Origin of the sequence: Dyella flava, from assembly GCF_016904955.1 — a bacterium.
Lineage (GTDB): Bacteria > Pseudomonadota > Gammaproteobacteria > Xanthomonadales > Rhodanobacteraceae > Dyella_B > Dyella_B flava.
Window position 1 is genome coordinate 146310 of the sequence record NZ_JADIKE010000032.1, and the last position, 16917, is coordinate 163226.

Annotated in this window: 11 protein-coding genes; 4 read left to right on the forward strand and 7 right to left on the reverse strand. The window is 62.3% G+C overall.

Features of this window, described 5'->3' with window-relative positions; all coding sequences use genetic code 11:
* Window positions 1–94: 94 nt before the first annotated feature.
* The 4 genes from ISP19_RS08045 to ISP19_RS08060 all read right to left on the reverse strand — a co-directional run bounded on the left by ISP19_RS08045 (window position 95) and on the right by ISP19_RS08060 (window position 4877).
* The gene (locus ISP19_RS08045) at window positions 95–1312 is read right to left on the reverse strand and encodes an AGE family epimerase/isomerase (protein ID WP_204680853.1); all 1218 of its coding nucleotides are present in this window, start codon (window positions 1310–1312) and stop codon (window positions 95–97) included.
* Entirely contained in the window at window positions 1309–2286 is a 978-nt protein-coding gene (locus ISP19_RS08050) for a carbohydrate kinase family protein (protein ID WP_204680854.1), read from the reverse strand. Before ISP19_RS08050 ends, ISP19_RS08045 begins: the two co-directional genes overlap by 4 nt.
* A gap of 184 nt (window positions 2287–2470) precedes the next feature.
* Window positions 2471–3700 (reverse strand): L-fucose:H+ symporter permease, encoded by a 1230-nt coding sequence (gene fucP / locus ISP19_RS08055; protein WP_239556671.1) that lies wholly within the window; start codon window positions 3698–3700, stop codon window positions 2471–2473.
* Between the two features lie 109 nt (window positions 3701–3809).
* The gene (locus ISP19_RS08060) at window positions 3810–4877 is read right to left on the reverse strand and encodes a LacI family DNA-binding transcriptional regulator (protein ID WP_379945920.1); all 1068 of its coding nucleotides are present in this window, start codon (window positions 4875–4877) and stop codon (window positions 3810–3812) included.
* 389 nt (window positions 4878–5266) lie between these two features.
* On the opposite strand from ISP19_RS08060, the gene ISP19_RS08065 reads away from it, so the two are divergent.
* The 4 genes from ISP19_RS08065 to ISP19_RS08080 all read left to right on the forward strand — a co-directional run bounded on the left by ISP19_RS08065 (window position 5267) and on the right by ISP19_RS08080 (window position 11676).
* Entirely contained in the window at window positions 5267–7603 is a 2337-nt protein-coding gene (locus tag ISP19_RS08065; protein WP_204680856.1) for a GH92 family glycosyl hydrolase, read from the forward strand.
* A gap of 197 nt (window positions 7604–7800) precedes the next feature.
* Window positions 7801–9594 carry a sensor histidine kinase gene (locus ISP19_RS08070; protein ID WP_338082371.1) on the forward strand — a complete coding sequence of 598 codons (1794 nt, stop codon included), beginning with the start codon at window positions 7801–7803 and terminating at the stop codon, window positions 9592–9594.
* Entirely contained in the window at window positions 9591–10037 is a 447-nt protein-coding gene (locus tag ISP19_RS08075) for a response regulator (RefSeq protein WP_204680858.1), read from the forward strand. The genes ISP19_RS08070 and ISP19_RS08075 overlap by 4 nt, the downstream gene beginning before the upstream one ends.
* A 79-nt stretch (window positions 10038–10116) precedes the next feature.
* Window positions 10117–11676, forward strand: coding sequence for a response regulator (locus tag ISP19_RS08080; RefSeq protein WP_204680859.1), 1560 nt, complete (start codon window positions 10117–10119; stop codon window positions 11674–11676).
* Between the two features lie 738 nt (window positions 11677–12414).
* Here the strand turns inward: ISP19_RS08080 and ISP19_RS08085 are convergent.
* From ISP19_RS08085 to ISP19_RS08095, 3 genes are all read right to left on the reverse strand, one after another.
* Complete coding sequence (locus tag ISP19_RS08085) at window positions 12415–13848, reverse strand: sigma-54-dependent transcriptional regulator (RefSeq protein ID WP_204680860.1); 1434 nt, start codon at window positions 13846–13848, stop codon at window positions 12415–12417.
* 80 nt (window positions 13849–13928) lie between these two features.
* A complete protein-coding gene (locus ISP19_RS08090) occupies window positions 13929–14990 on the reverse strand; it encodes an alpha/beta hydrolase (protein WP_204680861.1) in 1062 nt (353 codons plus the stop codon).
* 255 nt (window positions 14991–15245) lie between these two features.
* Window positions 15246–16901: a trehalase family glycosidase gene (locus ISP19_RS08095; RefSeq protein ID WP_204680862.1), complete on the reverse strand. Its 1656-nt coding sequence runs from the start codon at window positions 16899–16901 to the stop codon at window positions 15246–15248.
* Window positions 16902–16917: the final 16 nt, after the last annotated feature.

Sequence of the window (16917 nt, forward strand, 5' to 3'; positions counted from 1 at the left end):
TAGAAGACGTTTGCCCCGGCCTTGCGCACTCCTCAAAGCCGGGGCGGCGGTGATGTGAAACGCTGCACCGCGCAGCGTGGACAGCTACCAACGATTACGGCGTTCCGCCGTCGCGGATCAGCGCCATCACTTCGTAGCAGGCGCCCATGGTGTGGTAATCGACCTTGCCGGCAGGACTCTTTTCGTCGTCGTATTTCTGATTGTCCTGGGTAAGGATGCGATACCAGGCGCCGTACTTATGGTCGATGAAGTGTTCCCAGGCGTAGGCCCAGAGCTTGCCGTACCACTCGTCGTATTTCGCCTGTCCGGTGCGCGCGTGCAGCAGCGCGGCGGCGGCCAGCGATTCGGCCTGCACCCAGAAATACTTGTCGCCGTCGCAGACGCTGCCATCCGGCGCGAAGCCGTAGCAGATGCCGCCATGCACCGGATCCCACGCGTGCGCCAATGCGGTATCGAACAAATGCTGCGCGGTCGGCACCAGCCATTTTTCCTCGCGATTGCGTTCCAGCAACAACGATTCGAGGATCAGCAGCAACTTCGCCCATTCGGTCTGGTGGCCGGGCTGGAAGCCCCAGGGGCGGAACAGGTGCTTGGGATTGTCGCGGTTGTAATCCCAGTCGATGCTCCAGTCGGTTTTGTAGTGCTCCCACACCAGGCCATCGGCCAGCTTGGCCTGGCGCTGCGTCATGGTGTGGGCGAGCGTGAGGGCGCGATCGAGATAGCGCGGTTCGTCGCTGGCCTGGTACGCCGCCAGCATCGCCTCGCACATGTGCATGTTGGCGTTCTGGCCGCGGTAGCTGCTGAAGTGCCACTGCGCATCGGCTTCGTCGCGATACAGGTTTGCGTCCGCATCCCAGTAGCGCTGCTCAAGCAAATCCCAGGTTTCATCCATCCACGCCTTGGCTTCCTGGATGCCGGCCTTCAGTGCGGTTGAATAGGCGAGCAGCACGAAGGCCACGCCGTAGGCGTGATTCATGCGGTCTTCCGGCTTGCCGTCGCGGATCGTCCAGACGTAGCCGCCGGTGTTGGCATCGCGGTGCACCTCGCGCAGATAGCGCAGGCCGTGGTGTGCGGCCTTGAGGTAGTCCTCATGGCCGAATTCGATCGCGGCCATGGCGTAGTTGAAGACAAAACGCGTGCTGCTTACCAGATGACGATGGCTGGTGTCGTAAATCGTGCCGTCATCGCGGAAGTAGTGGAAAAAGCCGCCGGCCGGATCGATCGCGCGCGGATGATAGAACGCCATGGTCTTGGCGATGTGCTCGCGCAGGAAAGTTTCGGAACGGACGTCGGGTAAAGCGGGCGTGCTCATGCGTGGATCTCCATAAACTGTTCCACCTCGGTGGTATTGGGCATCGCCGCAAACGAGCCGTGCCGCGTGACGGCCACCGCGCCGCAGGCGCTGGCATAGCGCAGGGCGGCATGCAGGCGCGGCAGGGTGGCGATCCAGGCGTCGATGTTGTCGCGGGTGATGTTCTGTTCGGCCAGCTGCTGCAGCAGTCCGCCGACGAAGGCGTCGCCGGCGCCGGTGCTGTCGACCATCGGCACGTTGTAGCAGGGCAGTTCGCCCTCGGCGTCCGGGTGATACCAGCGCAGCGGATGCGGGCCATCGGTCACCACCAGCAGGCGCGCGCTGCCGGTCCACAGGCGATCGAGCAGCGCCTGCTCGCCGTCGGTGGCCAGCCAGTCGAATTCTTCCGCGCTCACTTTCACCACGTCGGCCATCAGCAACGCCGGCCACACTTGCGGGCGGGGCTCGCTGCCGCGCGGCCACAAGGCCGGGCGCAGATTCAGATCGAAGCTCACCAGCGCGCCGGCGTCGCGCGCGCGCTGCATGCCTGCCAGCGTCGCGGCGGCCAGGCCCGGATCGGTCAGGCTGTTGGAACAGATGTGGAAAATGGCGGTGTTGTCGAAGGCTTCCATGCGGAAGTGCTCGGCGCGGAACAGCAGATCGGCGGACGGCGGACGATAGAAGCTGAAGCTGCGTTCGCCGCGCGCATCCAGCGTCACGAAGGCCAGTGCCGTATTCGCTTCGCCGGTACGTGCGACGTCGACGGTGTCTACGCCGGCCTGTTGCAGGCTGTGCAGCAGGAAATCGCCGAAGCGGTCCAGTCCCAGCATGCCGGCGAAGCGCGCGTGACATCCGAGTTTGGCGAGCGCCACCGCCACATTGGCCGGTGCACCGCCCGCGAAGGGCAGGAAGTGTCGGGCAAAGCCGTGGTCATCACTGCCTTCGCCGTGCATGTCGATCAAGGCCTCGCCGAAGCAGAGGATGGAGCGTGTCATCAAGAAACCCCTTGGGGTAAATGCGGGTGAATAGTGGGAGATGGTTTTGCTTTCTCTTCCCGTGGGGAAGGTTTGGGGTGAGGAAGTAGGGTTGCTTTGGCTGGTGTCGAGGCGCGCCTTGAATCACTCATCTCGCAAGCTCGGCCGATCATCCAGCCCTCTCCCTGCGGGAGAGGGATTGACGCTATTCGGTGTGAACGGGGGCGTTGCGGATTTTTGATCCGCTGATGCCGTAGAAAACGATGTATCCGTAGCACAGCAGCGGCAGTACGAACGCATGTTGGATACCGATGTTGTCAGCCAGGACGCCTTGCAGATAAGGCACCAGCGCACCACCGACGATCGCCATGATCAGCAGGCTCGACGCCTTGCCGGTCAGCGGTCCCATCCGCTCGATGCCGAGCGCGAAAATGGTGGGGAACATGATCGAGTTGAACAGGCCGATCGCGACGATGCTGTACATCGCCGTGACACCGCTGCTCGACATGGTGGTCAGCAGCAGCACGATGTTGATGGTGGCGAACATCGCAAGCAGCTTGCGCGGCGAAAGCTTGGCCAGCAGCCAGGATCCGAGGAAACGGCCCACCATCGCACCGCCCCAATACAGCGAGACGTAATGGGCGGCTTGCTGCTCGCTCATGTGGCCGATGCTGGGCTGCGACAGGTAATTCACCATGAAGCTGCCGATCGATACTTCCGCACCCACGTAGAAGAAGATGCCCAGCACGCCGAACAACACGTGCGGATAACGCAGGGCGTCGAGCAGGTTGTGCTTGCTGCTGTCGGCTTTTTCGGTGCTTTCTTCGAGCGAGGGCATGCGGAACACCCACACGAACACCGCCAGCAACACCAGCACCACCGCCAGTCCGATGTACGGCATCTGCACCGACTGGGCTTCCTGGGTGCGGTAAAGCATTTGCTGGGTGGCGGAAAGACCGGCGATTTCCGTGGTGCTCTTCACCTGGGTGGAAAGAATCAGCAGGCTGCCAAACCACGGCGCGAGAAACGTGCCGAACGAATTGAGCGCCTGCGCCAGGGTGAGGCGGCTGGAGCTGGTTTTCTCCGGCCCCAGCAGGGCGACATAGGGATTGGCCGCCACTTGCAGCAGCGTGATGCCGGTTGCCAGCACGAACAGTGCGCCGAGAAAGGCCGGATACAGGCGCAGGCCGGCGGCGGGCCAGAAACCCACGGCGCCGATGCCGGCAATGATCAGCCCGGTGACGATGCTTTTCTTGTAGCCCAGATGCGCTACCACGCGTCCAGCCGGCAGTGACATCAGGAAATACGCGCCGAAGAAGGTGAACTGCACCAGCATGGCTTGTGCGTAGTTCAATTCAAAAACGGCTTTGAGATGCGGAATCAGGATGTCGTTCAGGCAGGTCAGGAAGCCCCACATGAAAAACACCGCCGTCATCACGCTTAGCGCCAGCGGGTAATAGGTGTAACGGCTGCTTTCGGAACCCGTCGTCGAGCCTGCAGACGGTATGGAAGGTGCGGTAAAAGCCATGATGATTTCCAGTGGATCAGGGCGGACAGCTGCTGGCGCGCACCAGCAATTGCACCGGAACAATGGTCTGGCGCGGCGCGGCGGAGGGGTCCTGCAACCGTTGCAGGATCAGCTCTGCGGCCTGGCGTCCGCGCGCGCGCGGCGTGACGGCGAGGGTCGTCAGCGGCGGGGCGCTTACCGCGGCTTCGGCGATGTCGTCGAAGCCGGTGAGTGCGAAGTCACGGCCCGGTTGCAGGCCGCGTTGATGGAGTCCGAGCATCAAGCCCAGTGCGACCGCGTCGTTGTAGCAAACGGCAGCGGTGGGTGCGCTGTTGTTGGCGAACAGTCGATCGCTTTGCGCGACCGCATCGAGACGATTGGGGGCGCACTCCACCATCCAGTGCGTTTCGATCGGCAAGCCTGCGGCATGCATGGCATCCATGTAGCCGGTGCGGCGCTGTTTGCATGAGCTGGAACTGCTGTGGCCGCCGTAGAACGCAATGCGCTTGTGGCCTTGCGCGATGAGATGTTCGGTGGCCAGGCGTGCACCGCGCTGGTTATCCAGGAACAGCCGGTCCCAGTGATCGCAGGCAGCGAGATCGCCGCCGACTTCGCGGTTGAACAGCAGCAGCGGCGTCTGTCCGCCGACCGCGCTGAGAATCTGTTCCGCATCGCCGCCTTCGGCCGGCGAAAGAATGATGCCGGCCGGTCCGTGCTCCATCAGCGAGCCAAGCACGGCAAGTTCGCGCTCGGTCGATTCGCTGCTGCTGCCGAGCAGGGTGACGTAGCCGGTATCGCCCAGTACTTCGTCGACGCCGGCGGCAAATTCCGCGAAGAACGGGTTGGCCAGGTCGTTGAGCACCAGCGCGATGCTGGAGGAGGTGCGGCGGCGCAGATTGGCGGCGGCGCGGTTATACACATAACCCTGCCGCCGCAGCTCTTCTTCGACGCGCGCGCGTGTGTTTTTGTTGACCAGCGGGCTGCCCCGCAAAACCAGCGAAACGGTAGCGCGCGAGACGTCGCAGCCTGCGGCGATGTCGCTAAGGGTGACCTTGCGGCCGACCGGCGGTGTATTCCCCATTAAGAGCCCGTCCTCATAGTCCATGTGGTCCGCGTTGTTGCTGACCGGCCATTAGCGGGTAAGCCGTGGCCCGGCCAGACCGCCAGTCTGGCTGGTACCCCATACGACTACCTAACGGCCACTCGGCGGCAGCCCGAAAGGCCGGGTCCCGCCCACATGGTCGTGCCATCTTTTGCTTAGGTATCGACATACACCTTGCTCACTCTTCCTTGCCCCGTATGCAAACGGATACCGGCGGGCCGTGTGGACCATAAAGGGGGGTTTTGGGCCCCACCCCTTACTTTTGGAACGATCCAAATTTACCCGAATCAGCAAAAATGGGATCACGCAGTGCAGCATGCCAAGCGCTCGCGCCGATGCTAGCTTGCAGCGTTTGTAACGATCCAAACCTCCACCTCCCGGATCAGAGCCCCATGAATCGTCGTCACCTGCTGTTTTCCTGCCTTTCCGTGCTGATGATGACACCGCTGGGGGCGCTTGCCGCGACCTCGACCGGTGCGCCGCACGCCTCGGAAGTTGATCCTCGCATAGGTACCGGGGGGGATGGGCATCTGTTTCCGGGCGCTGTGGTGCCGTTCGGCATGGTCCAGCTGTCGCCCGACACGAACATGCCGGATTTCAAGCACGCCTATAAATGGGCGGCGGGCTACCAGTACAACGACCCGACCATCATGGGGTTCTCGCATACCCACTTTTCCGGCTCCGGCCATTCGGACCAGGGCGATGTGCTGGTGATGCCGGTCGCCGGTGACGTAAAGCTGGATCCGGGCGATGAAAAGGTCCCCGGCAGCGGCTACCGCTCGCGTTTCGACCACGCCACCGAAGTGGAGCAGCCGGGCTATTACGCGGTCACCCTGGCCGACTACGGCGTGCGCGCGGAACTGACCGCCAACCAGCGTGTGGGCTGGCACCGCTACACCTTCCCGGCCGGCAAGCCGGCGCATCTGCTGCTGGACTTGCGTCCGAGCATCTACGACTACCCGGGCAAGGTGCTGTGGTCGAACCTGCAGGTGCAGGCCGACGGCACCGTGGTCGGCTGCCGTACCACGCGAGGCTGGGCGCCCGGTCGCGAGCTGTGCTTTGCCATGCGCTTCAACCAGCCGATGACCTCGCATGAGCTGTACAACCGCGAGACGGATCTGACCTACAAGGGTTTCAAGGGCCCGGGCTATCAAGCGCAAGATGCCAATGCGCAGAACGGCCGCGCGCTGGAAGGGGTGTTCGATTTCGGCGAACTCAAGCAGCCCTTGCTGGTGAAGGTGGCGATCTCGTCGGTCAGCGAAGCCAATGCCATCGCCAATCTGGACAAGGATGGACAGGGCTGGAATTTCGATGCGCAGCGCGCCGATGCGCTGGCGGCCTGGAACAAGGCGCTGGCGCCGATCGACGTGGACGGCACGCCGGCGCAGCGCACGCAGTTCTACACCGCGCTGTATCACGCCATGATCTCGCCCAGCCTGGCCATGGACGTCAACGGCGAATTCCGGGGGCCGGATTATCAGGTCCATCACGCTGACGGCTTCAATTTCTATTCAAGCTGGTCGATGTGGGATGTGTATCGTGCGCAGCAGCCGCTGCTGATCCTGCTGCATCCGGATCACACCGTGGATTTCGTCCGTTCGCTGATTGCCGCGCAACAGGCCAGTCCGTTCGGCATGTTGCCGGTGTGGGCCTACCAGGGTCTGGAAACCTGGTGCATGACCGGTTACCACGCGGTGGCGATCATCGCCGATGCGTACGTGAAGGGTATTCGCGGCTTCGACGCCGAGAAGGCGATGAAGGGCATGGTGCACACCGCCACCTATGGCGACTACGGCGACCTGGCCGACTACATGAAGCTTGGCTACGTGCCGATCGACAAGGAAGTGGAGGGTGGTTCCAAGACGCAGGAATACGCGTACGACGACTGGGCCATTGCGCAGATGGCCAAGGCGCTGGGCAAGCAGGACATCTACGCGACCTTTGAAAAGCGCGCCACCAACTGGCGCAACGTGTGGGATCCCCAGACCAAGTTCATGCGCGCGAGGTTGAGCAACGGCAAGTTCCGCGAGCCGTTCGATCCCACCAGCGCCGGCTATGGCGATGACTACACCGAGGCGAATGCCTGGCAGTACTCCTGGTACGTGCCGCAGGACGTGGCCGGCCTGATCACGGCATATGGCGGCGACCAGGCGTTTACCGACAAGCTCGATCAGATGTTCGACGCCAAGGTCGATCCGGCCATCTTCAAGGATGTGGAAGACATCACCGGTCTGATCGGCTGGTACGCGCACGGCAATGAGCCCAGCCACCACATCGCCTATCTGTACGATTACGCCGGTGAGCCGTGGAAAACGCAGGCGCGCCTCAAGCAGATCATGGACAACGAGTACGGTCCCGGTCCGGCCGGACTGATCGGCAATGATGATCTTGGCCAGATGTCTGCCTGGTACATCTTTACTGCGCTCGGCTTCTATCCGGTCACGCCGGGCAGCGTCGAATACGCCATCGGCCGGCCGTTCGTGCCGCGCGCAGCCATCCACCTCAGCAATGGACACACCTTCACCATCACGGCATCGCCGATGGATGCGGCGCATCCCTACGTGGGCTCGGTAACGCTCAACGGCAAGCCGCTGGATCGTGTGTATCTGCGTCACGCCGACATTCTTGCCGGCGGCGAACTGCACTTCACCATGCAGGCCGAGCCGAACAAGACCTGGGGTACGGCGATTTCGGCCCGTCCGACCTCGATGAGTCAGTATTCGCACTAAGCTTGCTGCTCCCTCCCCCGATTGCGCGGGGGAGGGACGTTTCTATCGCACTGACGCAGTGCGATGACATCTCCAAATGCAGGGTAGCTATCGAGTATTGATCGCCTCAGACTGGTCAGTAAGGTCAAACATGCGCAGAATGCAGGCATCGTGCCAGGGCGCATGCACATCAAGGGCGGTCGATGATCCGGGGGAGGGTGCGACAAGTAGCAGCGTTACGTTGGCGCACGGGCGGTCTGCTGTTTGCCGTAGTCGTCATTGTCGCGCTGCCTTACATGATCACCCGCGGCGGCTCGCAGCAATCCCTGGCGGCAGGCGAACTGGTTACCCGTTCGGCCGAAGTCCAGACGCTGGTCTACCGCATCGCCGATCTGACCCATGACAGCGAATCGGCGATCCAGTATCTGCTGGCAGACGATCCCGCCAGGCAAGGTGAGGCGATTGTCACCGGCACCGAAAGGCTGGTGCCGCAGTTGCTGGATCAGCTGCAACACGTGGCGGCGGACGACCCGGCGCAGCAGCATCTGGTCGAACAGTTCAGCGCCATGGAAAACGGCCGGCTTGCGCTGTTGCACCAGGCCATGCAGCGCTACAAGCAGAACGATCTCGCGGGCGCCCGGCAGGCATTGCGTGATGCGGGCGGACTGTTTCGCATCGATGACATCGCCGACAAGATCGCCACCCATGCCGAGCAGCAACTGGAATTGCGCCGCGAGGGTGCCAGGAAGCAGTCCGATGACAACCGCGCGGTGCTGGCGCTGACCGCGATTGCACAGTTGCTGATGCTGACGATCGTGGTGGTGGTATCCGAGCGACAGATCGGCAAGCGCCTGCGCGCCGAAGTCGGCGAACGCCAGGCGGTGCAGCGTTCGCAGATGATCCTGCAAGCGGTACGCGAACCGATCGCCCTGCTCGACAATCATCTGCGCACCTTGCTGGTGAATGCGGCTTTCAGCGAGTTGTACGGCGTCTCCGAAGACAGCCGCGCGGAATACCTGGATGACATCGGCCAGGGCGCGTGGGCCGATGAAGTCTTGCAGCAGCGCCTGCGCGACGTGCTGCTGCGCGATCGCGAACTGTGGGATTACGAACTCAACCAGCGCACCATGGACGGTGTCGAGCGGCACGTAGTGATCAACGCGCGGCGTCTGCAGCAACAGGACAGTGAGAATCCGGTGTTGTTGTTGACGGTGAGCGACGTCACGGCGCGCGCCCTGGTCGAACAACAGGTGAAGGAACTCAATCACCAGCTCGAAGGCAAGGTGTCACAGATTTCCGACGTGAATCGGGAGCTGGAAGCCTTCAGCTATTCCGTATCCCACGATCTGCGCGCGCCGTTGCGGCATATCTCGGCCTTCGCGCAGAAGCTGGAGGCGTACCTGGGGACGGAGGCCGATACGACCACCCGCCATTATCTGGGCGTGATCCGCGACGCTTCCCAGCGCATGGCGCAGCTGATCGAGGATCTGCTGGTGTTCTCGCGCCTGGGGCGCGGCGCGTTGCGGCTGCAGGCGGTGGATATGCGCTCGCTGGTGGAGGATGCGCGCACGGTGGCTGAAACGGAGGCGGCAGGGCGCCAGATCGTGTGGCAGATCGAGCCGCTGCCGGTGGTGGTCGGCGACGAAAACATGCTGCGCACCGTTTGGCAGAATCTGATCGGCAATGCGGTCAAGTACACCGGCCAGCGCGAGACGGCACACATCGATGTCTCGGTGCGGCACGACGATGCCGGTGATTACGAATTCACCATTGCCGACGATGGCGCCGGATTCGATATGCGTTACGTCGACAAGCTTTTCGGCGTGTTCCAGCGCTTGCACAAAGCCAGCGAATTTCCCGGCAACGGCATCGGCCTGGCCAACGTGCAGCGCATCGTGATGCGCCACGGCGGCCGGGTCTGGGCAGAAGGCGAGCCCGGGCGCGGCGCACGGTTTCATTTCACGATATCGGGGGTTGAACCACCGTCATCCAGCGGATGGTTGTCGCTATGAGCCGTGGTCCATTGCGCACGATCCTGCTGGCCGAAGACAGTCCGGTGGATGCCGAAATGACCATCGACGCCTTGCGCGAGGCCAATCTTGCCAACCCCGTGACGCATGTCGAGGATGGCGAGGAATGCATGGACTGGCTGTATGCACGTGGCGCATTCACCGATCGTCAGGGCGACGATCCGGCCGTCGTGCTGCTGGACATCAAGATGCCGCGCATGAACGGCCTGGATGTGCTCAAGCAGATGCGCTCGGACGAACGGTTCCGGCGTACGCCGGTGGTGATTTTGTCGTCGTCGCGTGAAGACAGCGACCTGGCGCGCAGCTGGGACCTTGGCGTCAATGCCTACGTCATCAAGCCGGTCGATGTATCCCAGTTTTTTCAGGCGGTACGCACGTTGGGGCAGTTCTGGGCGGTGTTGAACCAGGCGCCGGAACAGGGGTAGGGGGCCTTTGCAAGCGCGCGCCCCCTCCTCGCTCGGCCCTGAACTATGATCACCGGGGATCAACCAAGAAGGCGCAGGAATGCCGGACAAGTCCAACCATCAACGATCACTGCCGCGCATACGTGTCCTGCAGGTCGAGGACAGTTCGCTCGACGCCGAGCTGATCCTTACCGAGTTGCAGGCGGACGGTATTGCGTACGATGTGCAGCTGGTTGATGACGAGTCCGCATTCGTCGAAAGCTTGCAGGTGTTCCAGCCGCACATCGTGCTATCGGACCTGAGCATGCCCGGGTTTTCCGGGCAGCGCGCACTGGAGCTGTTGCGCGAACACCGTCCGGAAACGCCTTTTATCTACGTATCGGCCACGCTAGGCGAAGAAGCGGCGATTGCCGCGTTGCGCGAAGGTGCCACCGACTACATCCTCAAGCAGAACCCGGCACGCCTGGCCAGCGCGGTGCGCCGCGCCCTGCGCGAAGCAGAAGAACAACGTGCCCGCGCGCATGCCGAGGCCGAGCTGATCCGCGTGCAGCGCTTCGAAAGCCTGGCCATGCTGGCCGGCGGCTTGAGCCACGATCTGCGCAATCTGTTGCAGCCGTTGTTGCTGGCCGGCGACAGCTTGCAGGATTACCAGGATGATCCGCGTCTGGCGCGGCTGGGCACGCTGGTGCGCGACTGCGGACGCCGCGGGCTGGAGATGGTGCAGTCGATGTTGTCGTTCGCGCGCGGCGCGCGTCGTGCAGAGCAGGTGCGGGCGCAGGCGCTGGTCGATGCGCTGGCCTTGCTGCTGCAAGGGAGCGTGCCGCGCGCCGTGCAACTGGATATCGAAGTGGTCGATCCGGAGCTGAGCTTCGAAGGCAATCACACCGAATTGCAGCAATGCCTGCTCAACCTCTGTCTCAACGCGATCCAGGCGATGCCGGACGGCGGCGTGTTGCGGGTGGTGACCAGCAAGGTGAGGCTGGATACCGACTTCTTCCTCGAGCACGAAGAAGTGCAGCCCGGCGACTATGTGCGATTGTCGGTGAGCGATACCGGTTATGGCATGTCCGAAGACGTGCGCAAGCGCCTGTTCGAACCCTTCTTCACCACCAAGGAGGGCGGCACCGGGCTTGGCCTGCTTTCCTGCCGCCGCATTGTCTACAGCCATGGCGGCGTGATGCGTCTGGACAGCATTCCGGGTGAGGGCAGCTGCTTTGATCTCTACATCCCGATAGTGCGCCTGGCCACCGACGCATCGGCGCTGGTCGATGACGACATCAGCCTGCACGGTAACGCCGAGCACGTGTTGCTGGTGGTGGAGGAAGCCGGTCAGCTCACCTTGCTGACCGATACGCTGGATACCTGGGGCTATGAAGTCCATGCCAGCCAGAGCGGTACGGCGGCCCTGCAATGGATTGAAGCCTGCGGCCTGCCCGATCTGGTGGTGATGGACGCCGACATGAGCCTGTTCACCAGCGAGCGCACGCTGGCCGCATTGAGTGAATACGGCTATCGCCAGGGTGTGCTGGTGCTAAGTCGTGCGGATGATCCGGCTGATCGATCGATTTTCCAGGTACCTGGGCGCCTGCGCCGTTTGAACAAGCCGGTCAGCACGAAGGTGTTGTTGCAGGCGGTGCGTGAAGCGCTGCATAAGAGTTGAGGATGGTTGGTGGGGTGTGGCCTGGCTTGCTTTGAGGTGCGTGGCGTGGATGGGTGTTTCGTAGTTTGAACCATTGCCTGCGGCGCTTTCGGCCTAAAGGCTGAGTCACTTTTCTTTGCTGGCGCGAAGAAAAGTAACCTAAAGAATCCGTAGTACGCCTGTTCGGTTGATCGCGGCGTAATTTGGCGTATTTTTGCAACATTGTGCATTTCGCTGATTGGGCCATTGCCTGCGGCGCTTTCGGCCTAAAGGCCGAGTCACTTTTCTTTGCTGGCCCAAAGAAAAGTAACCCAAAGAAATGGCCTGAAAGGCTCGTGCGCGGGAGGGATAAAAGCCTGAGCGATGGCGGCTATGAAATGCTTAATCGCCCATGGTTATGCGCTCCCGCTATACCGCGAGCATCGAGGCGCTGAGGGCTTAAAGCTCGCGCGGCGATAAGTCGAGCTTTCCCGTATTTGTTTTGTCGCCTCACCGCTTCGACGCCTCGCGGTATAGCGGCGTTGTGTAAGCGTGGCCCGTTAACCAGCAGGGCATGGCGTAATCGTTCAGGCTTGTAACCTGCACTGTGCCACGAGTTCTTGAGGCCATTTCTTTGGGTTACTTTATCTTTGGGCCAGCAAAGAAAAGTGACTCGGGCCCTTTAGGGACCGAAAGCGCCGCAGGCAATGGTTCGGATTACGAAACACCCACCCACGCCACGCACCACAAAACAAGCTAACTTACGCCACGCCCCCCACCTCAATCGATACCCAGCTTTTTCAGCTTGTACCGCAACGCCCGGAACGTGATGCCCAGCTTTCTCGCCGCAGCGGTCTTGTTGTAGCGCGATTCTTCAAGCGCTTTCATGATGGCAGTGCGTTCGAGGTTGCTGATGTAGTCGTCCAGACCAAGTTCGCTGCTGGAAGGTGCCGGAGCCGGTGGTGCTGGCGCAGCGGTTGCCTGGGCGAAGCCGGCTGGCGCATGGGCATGCCCTGAAGTGGCTGGTGCGTCCGCGTTGCGTGGCGGGCGTTGCGGCAACATCAGGTCGCTGGTGTCGATGCGGTCGCCATCGCACATCGCCACGGCGCGCTCGAGGATGTTTTCCAGTTCACGCACGTTGCCGGGGAAGTCGTAATCCTCCAGCGCCTGGCGCGCTTCCGGCAGCAGGCGGGCGGGGGTGTCGCTCTTGCTCTTGACAGCAAGCTGGCGCAGCACGAAATCGGCCAGCAGCGGTACGTCGCCGCGGCGTTCGCGCAGTGGCGGCACCCGCAGCTCGATCACATTGATGCGGTAGAACAGGTCCTGGCGGAACTGGCCCTGGTCGACCAGCGCGGCCAGGTTCTTGTGCGTGGCCGACAGGATGCGGACGTCGACCGCGATTTCCTCGCGCGCACCGATCGGGCGCACGGCTTTTTCCTGGATCGCGCGCAGCAGTTTCACCTGCATGTGCAGCGGCAGCTCGGCGACTTCATCGAGGAACAGCGTGCCGCCATGCGCGGCCTGGAACAGGCCTTCCTTGTCGGCGACCGCGCCGGTGAAGCTGCCTTTGCGGTGACCGAAGAATTCGCTTTCCATCAATTCGGAAGGAATTGCGCCGCAGTTGACCGGCACGAACGGGCCGCTGGCACGCGGGCCTTGTTCGTGGATCAAACGCGCCACCAGTTCCTTGCCCACGCCCGACTCACCGGCGATGTACACCGGTGCCTGGTTGCGGGCCAGCTTGCCGATGGTGCTGCGCACCTGCTGCATGGTGGTCGAGTCGCCGATCAGACGATTGCCGGCGGCGGTCGTGGCACTGCTCGGGCTGGCGCCCGTGCGCTTTTCCTCGGCCAGCTTCAGTGCGGTGCGCACCAGCCGGCGCAGCATCTGGATGTCGACCGGCTTGGAGACGAAATCGAAGGCGCCGGCCTTCAGCGCGGTGACGGCGGCATCGACGTTGCCGTACGCGGTGATCATCGCTACCGGCGTGTCGTCGTAGTCGGCCGCGATCAGCTCGATGATCTCCTGGCCGCTGCCGTCAGGCAGACGCATGTCGGTGAAGCACAGGTCGTAGTGATGCTCGGCCAAGGCATGGCGCGCTTCAGCCACGGTGCCTACGGCATCGACCTTCAGGTCCATGCGGCCAAGCGTGATAGTCAGCAGTTCGCGGATGTCGCGTTCGTCGTCGATGACCAGGACGGTCTGTTGGCTCATGATTCGGAGGCGAAGGTGGGTTAACGTTCAGGATACTCGCCGCACTCGCAAGTGGCAAAGCGCCGTATGTATACGTCGCGTCAATGCCCGAGGTGGCGTAGGAAAAACTGCACGATCACGCGGTAGGCGTCCTTGGATTCGGGTAGCTCAGGGTCGGAGAAGAAGGAGTGCCACATCCCTTCCCACACGTGCAGCTCGGTCTGTACGCCGGCCTGGTCGAGCCGTTGCTGACTGTCGATCACCGAGCTCATCGTCATGTCGCGGGTGCCGGTGATCAGCAGGGTTGGCGGGAACTTGGCCAGCAGGCTCGGCGACATGCCCGGCTGCACCAGCGGATCCTTGGGATTGGCGCCATGGAAGTAAGGCAGGGAGGCGAACGTCAGCAGATGCGCCGGTACGCCTTGGCCATTCAGTAACGGGGCGATATAGGCGGAGTCGCCTTCGACATCCATCACTGAGCCGCAGAAGGTGCCGATGGCGCCCGGCACCGGCAGCTGGTCATGAATGATGCGGGCCACCGATTCCGCGGTGAGGATGCCGCCGGCCGAGCAGCCGTAGATGCCGATGTTGGCCGGCTTGTACTGCTTGAGCAGCGCCTTGTAGACGGCCTCCACATCATCGCTGGCGGCCGGGAAGGTGTATTCGGGACCTTGCCGGTAGTCGACGCTGATGACCTTGATGCGGCCGATGCTGGCAATCGGGATGGATTCCACCAGCCCGCCACTGTGTGCGCCCCACAGAAAGGCGCCGCCGTGCAGATTGATCAGTACGCGATCGCGATTCTCCGGCGCGATCGCCTGCGCAGGCAGCACCACATCCGTCCTGACGCCGGCGATCGTCTCGCTGTGGATCTTCACCGGGTACAGCTTTTCCATGCGCGCGGCGCGGTCGCTGTTCATGCGGTCGTAGAAGCTGCGGCTTTGTTCGATCGGCGCAGTGATCGGCGGCGCCTTGCTACCGGCAGCGAGCATCTTGGGGAAGAACGCGCGGGCTTCGGGCGAAGCGAGGCTGGAATAGGGCACGGTCACGGCGGGCGAGGTGACACTGCCGTCGGCGTTGAAGCCGGGCGCGGTAGTTTGGGCGGAAACGGTTGCCGACAACAAAAGTGCGGTTAAAACATAAGCCAGGTGTGACACACGCATGCTGCTTTCCCCTCGTGACCAGCTGCAAGATTGTAGGTTGGCGGTAAGCGAAGCGCACCCCGACATCACGTGCATCCCAACGTCATGTGCATCCCAACGTCATGTGCATCCCAACGTCATGTGCATCCCAACGTCATGTGCATCCCAACGTCATGTGCATCCCAACGTCATGTGCATCCCAACGTCATATGCATCCCAACGTCGTGTGCATCCCAACGTTGGGGTGCGCTTCGCTTACCGCCAACCTACGTTGTTTTATTTCACTGTTTCGGGTTGTTTGGGAGGTGTGGCGCTCAAGATCTGCCGCAGCTTCAGATACACGCCGTTGGTCCAGCCAAAACCGATGACGTTGGCGGTGTAGCCAGCGCTGACTTTCACATCCGCATTGCCAAGCGCCATGTTGTATTTTTCGCGGATGGTGCCGTCCGTCGCAAAGCTGCGATCCACCGTGGCGTCGAATTTGCCGGCGATGCGGCGTGCATCGTCGTGGTAGCCATAAGCATTCAATCCCGACACGGCCAGCCAATTGGTCGGCGCCCAGCCGAAGGGGTTGTTCCATTGCGTGCCGCTGGGACGGTTGTCCATGGTCAGGCCGCCGGGCAGTTCGAAGATGGACAGGGTCTTGCGTACCGCTTCGGCTTGCTGCTGCGAGGCCGCGCCAGCCCATAGCGGATAGAACGTGGTGAGATACGGTGCGTCGGACGGTTTACCGGCGACAAAGTCGTAATCGCGATACATGCCCAGTTCCGGGCGCCACAAATACTTGTCCATCGCCGCCTTGCGTGCCGCGGCAGCCTGCGCCCAGCGCGCGGCGTCGGCGGTCTTGCCGAGTTGCAGGGCGAAATCGTGCAGATCCAGTTCGTAGCGATACAGCAGGCTGTTGAGATCCACCGCGGCGTAGTGGTGCGTGGAGCCACCGAACGGACCGAAATGGAAATTCGTATCGAAACCGGACTCACGCATGGCGCGATCGCCGTGATAGTAGTCGGCGGTCAAGCGATAACCATCCACCCAGTTGCCGGCGCAGACTTTCGATGCACGCACATCGCAGCTCTCGGTTTTCAGGCGTGCGGCCTCGGCGTCATCCGGATGCTCGGAACCTTTGATCAGATAGCCCGGGTTTTGCGCGGGATGCGCGATCAACCATTTGATCACGCCGTCGTAGAACTCGCTGTCCTGCGCTTCCAGCACCGGGCCGCTGCCCAAGTCGTAGTAGCGCGCCAAGCCGGTGTCGCCGGCCTGATGCTCAGGGCGGGTCCAGATGTCATGGTTGCGAACGGCCAGCGGATACGCCTGCTCCAGCCATGCACGTTTTTCTTCCGCGCTATGGAAGCTGGCCGGATCGTTGAGCACCGCGACCATCATGCCGGTGAGAAACGGTGGCTGCGAACGGCTGAGGTAATAACTGCGGTTCGCGTTGAGCACGCCACCGTAGTACTGCACTTCGAACAGCGCATTGTCGGTCATGTCGCGCGCCAGCTCGGTGCGGTGATCGGCCACCAGCCCCAGTACGATGAAATAGCTGTCCCAGCCGTACATTTCATTGAAGAAGCCACCCGGCACCACATACGGATGCGGCAGGTACAGCAGACCCTGCACCGGCAGCTTGGTGGCATCCACATCGCCCAATTTATCGATCACTTGCGGCAGCACATGCACGTCGACATTGCAGCGCTTCGCAGTCTGGGCAAGGTCCGCGGGCATGTTGAATTGTGCCGGTATATAGATCACCGGGCGTGCATGGATCTTCGGATCGGTCAATGACGCGCAGTTATCCATCGAGCGCGTGAGCGTGGTCCATGCCTGATCGATGTAGGTGCGTGTCTTGGCCGGATCGGGCTGCGCGGCCGAGGCCGTCGCAACGAGCGTTGCAGACAGGAGTAACGCCAGGGTTCGGATCGTGGTTTTCATGTCGCTTCTCCATCGT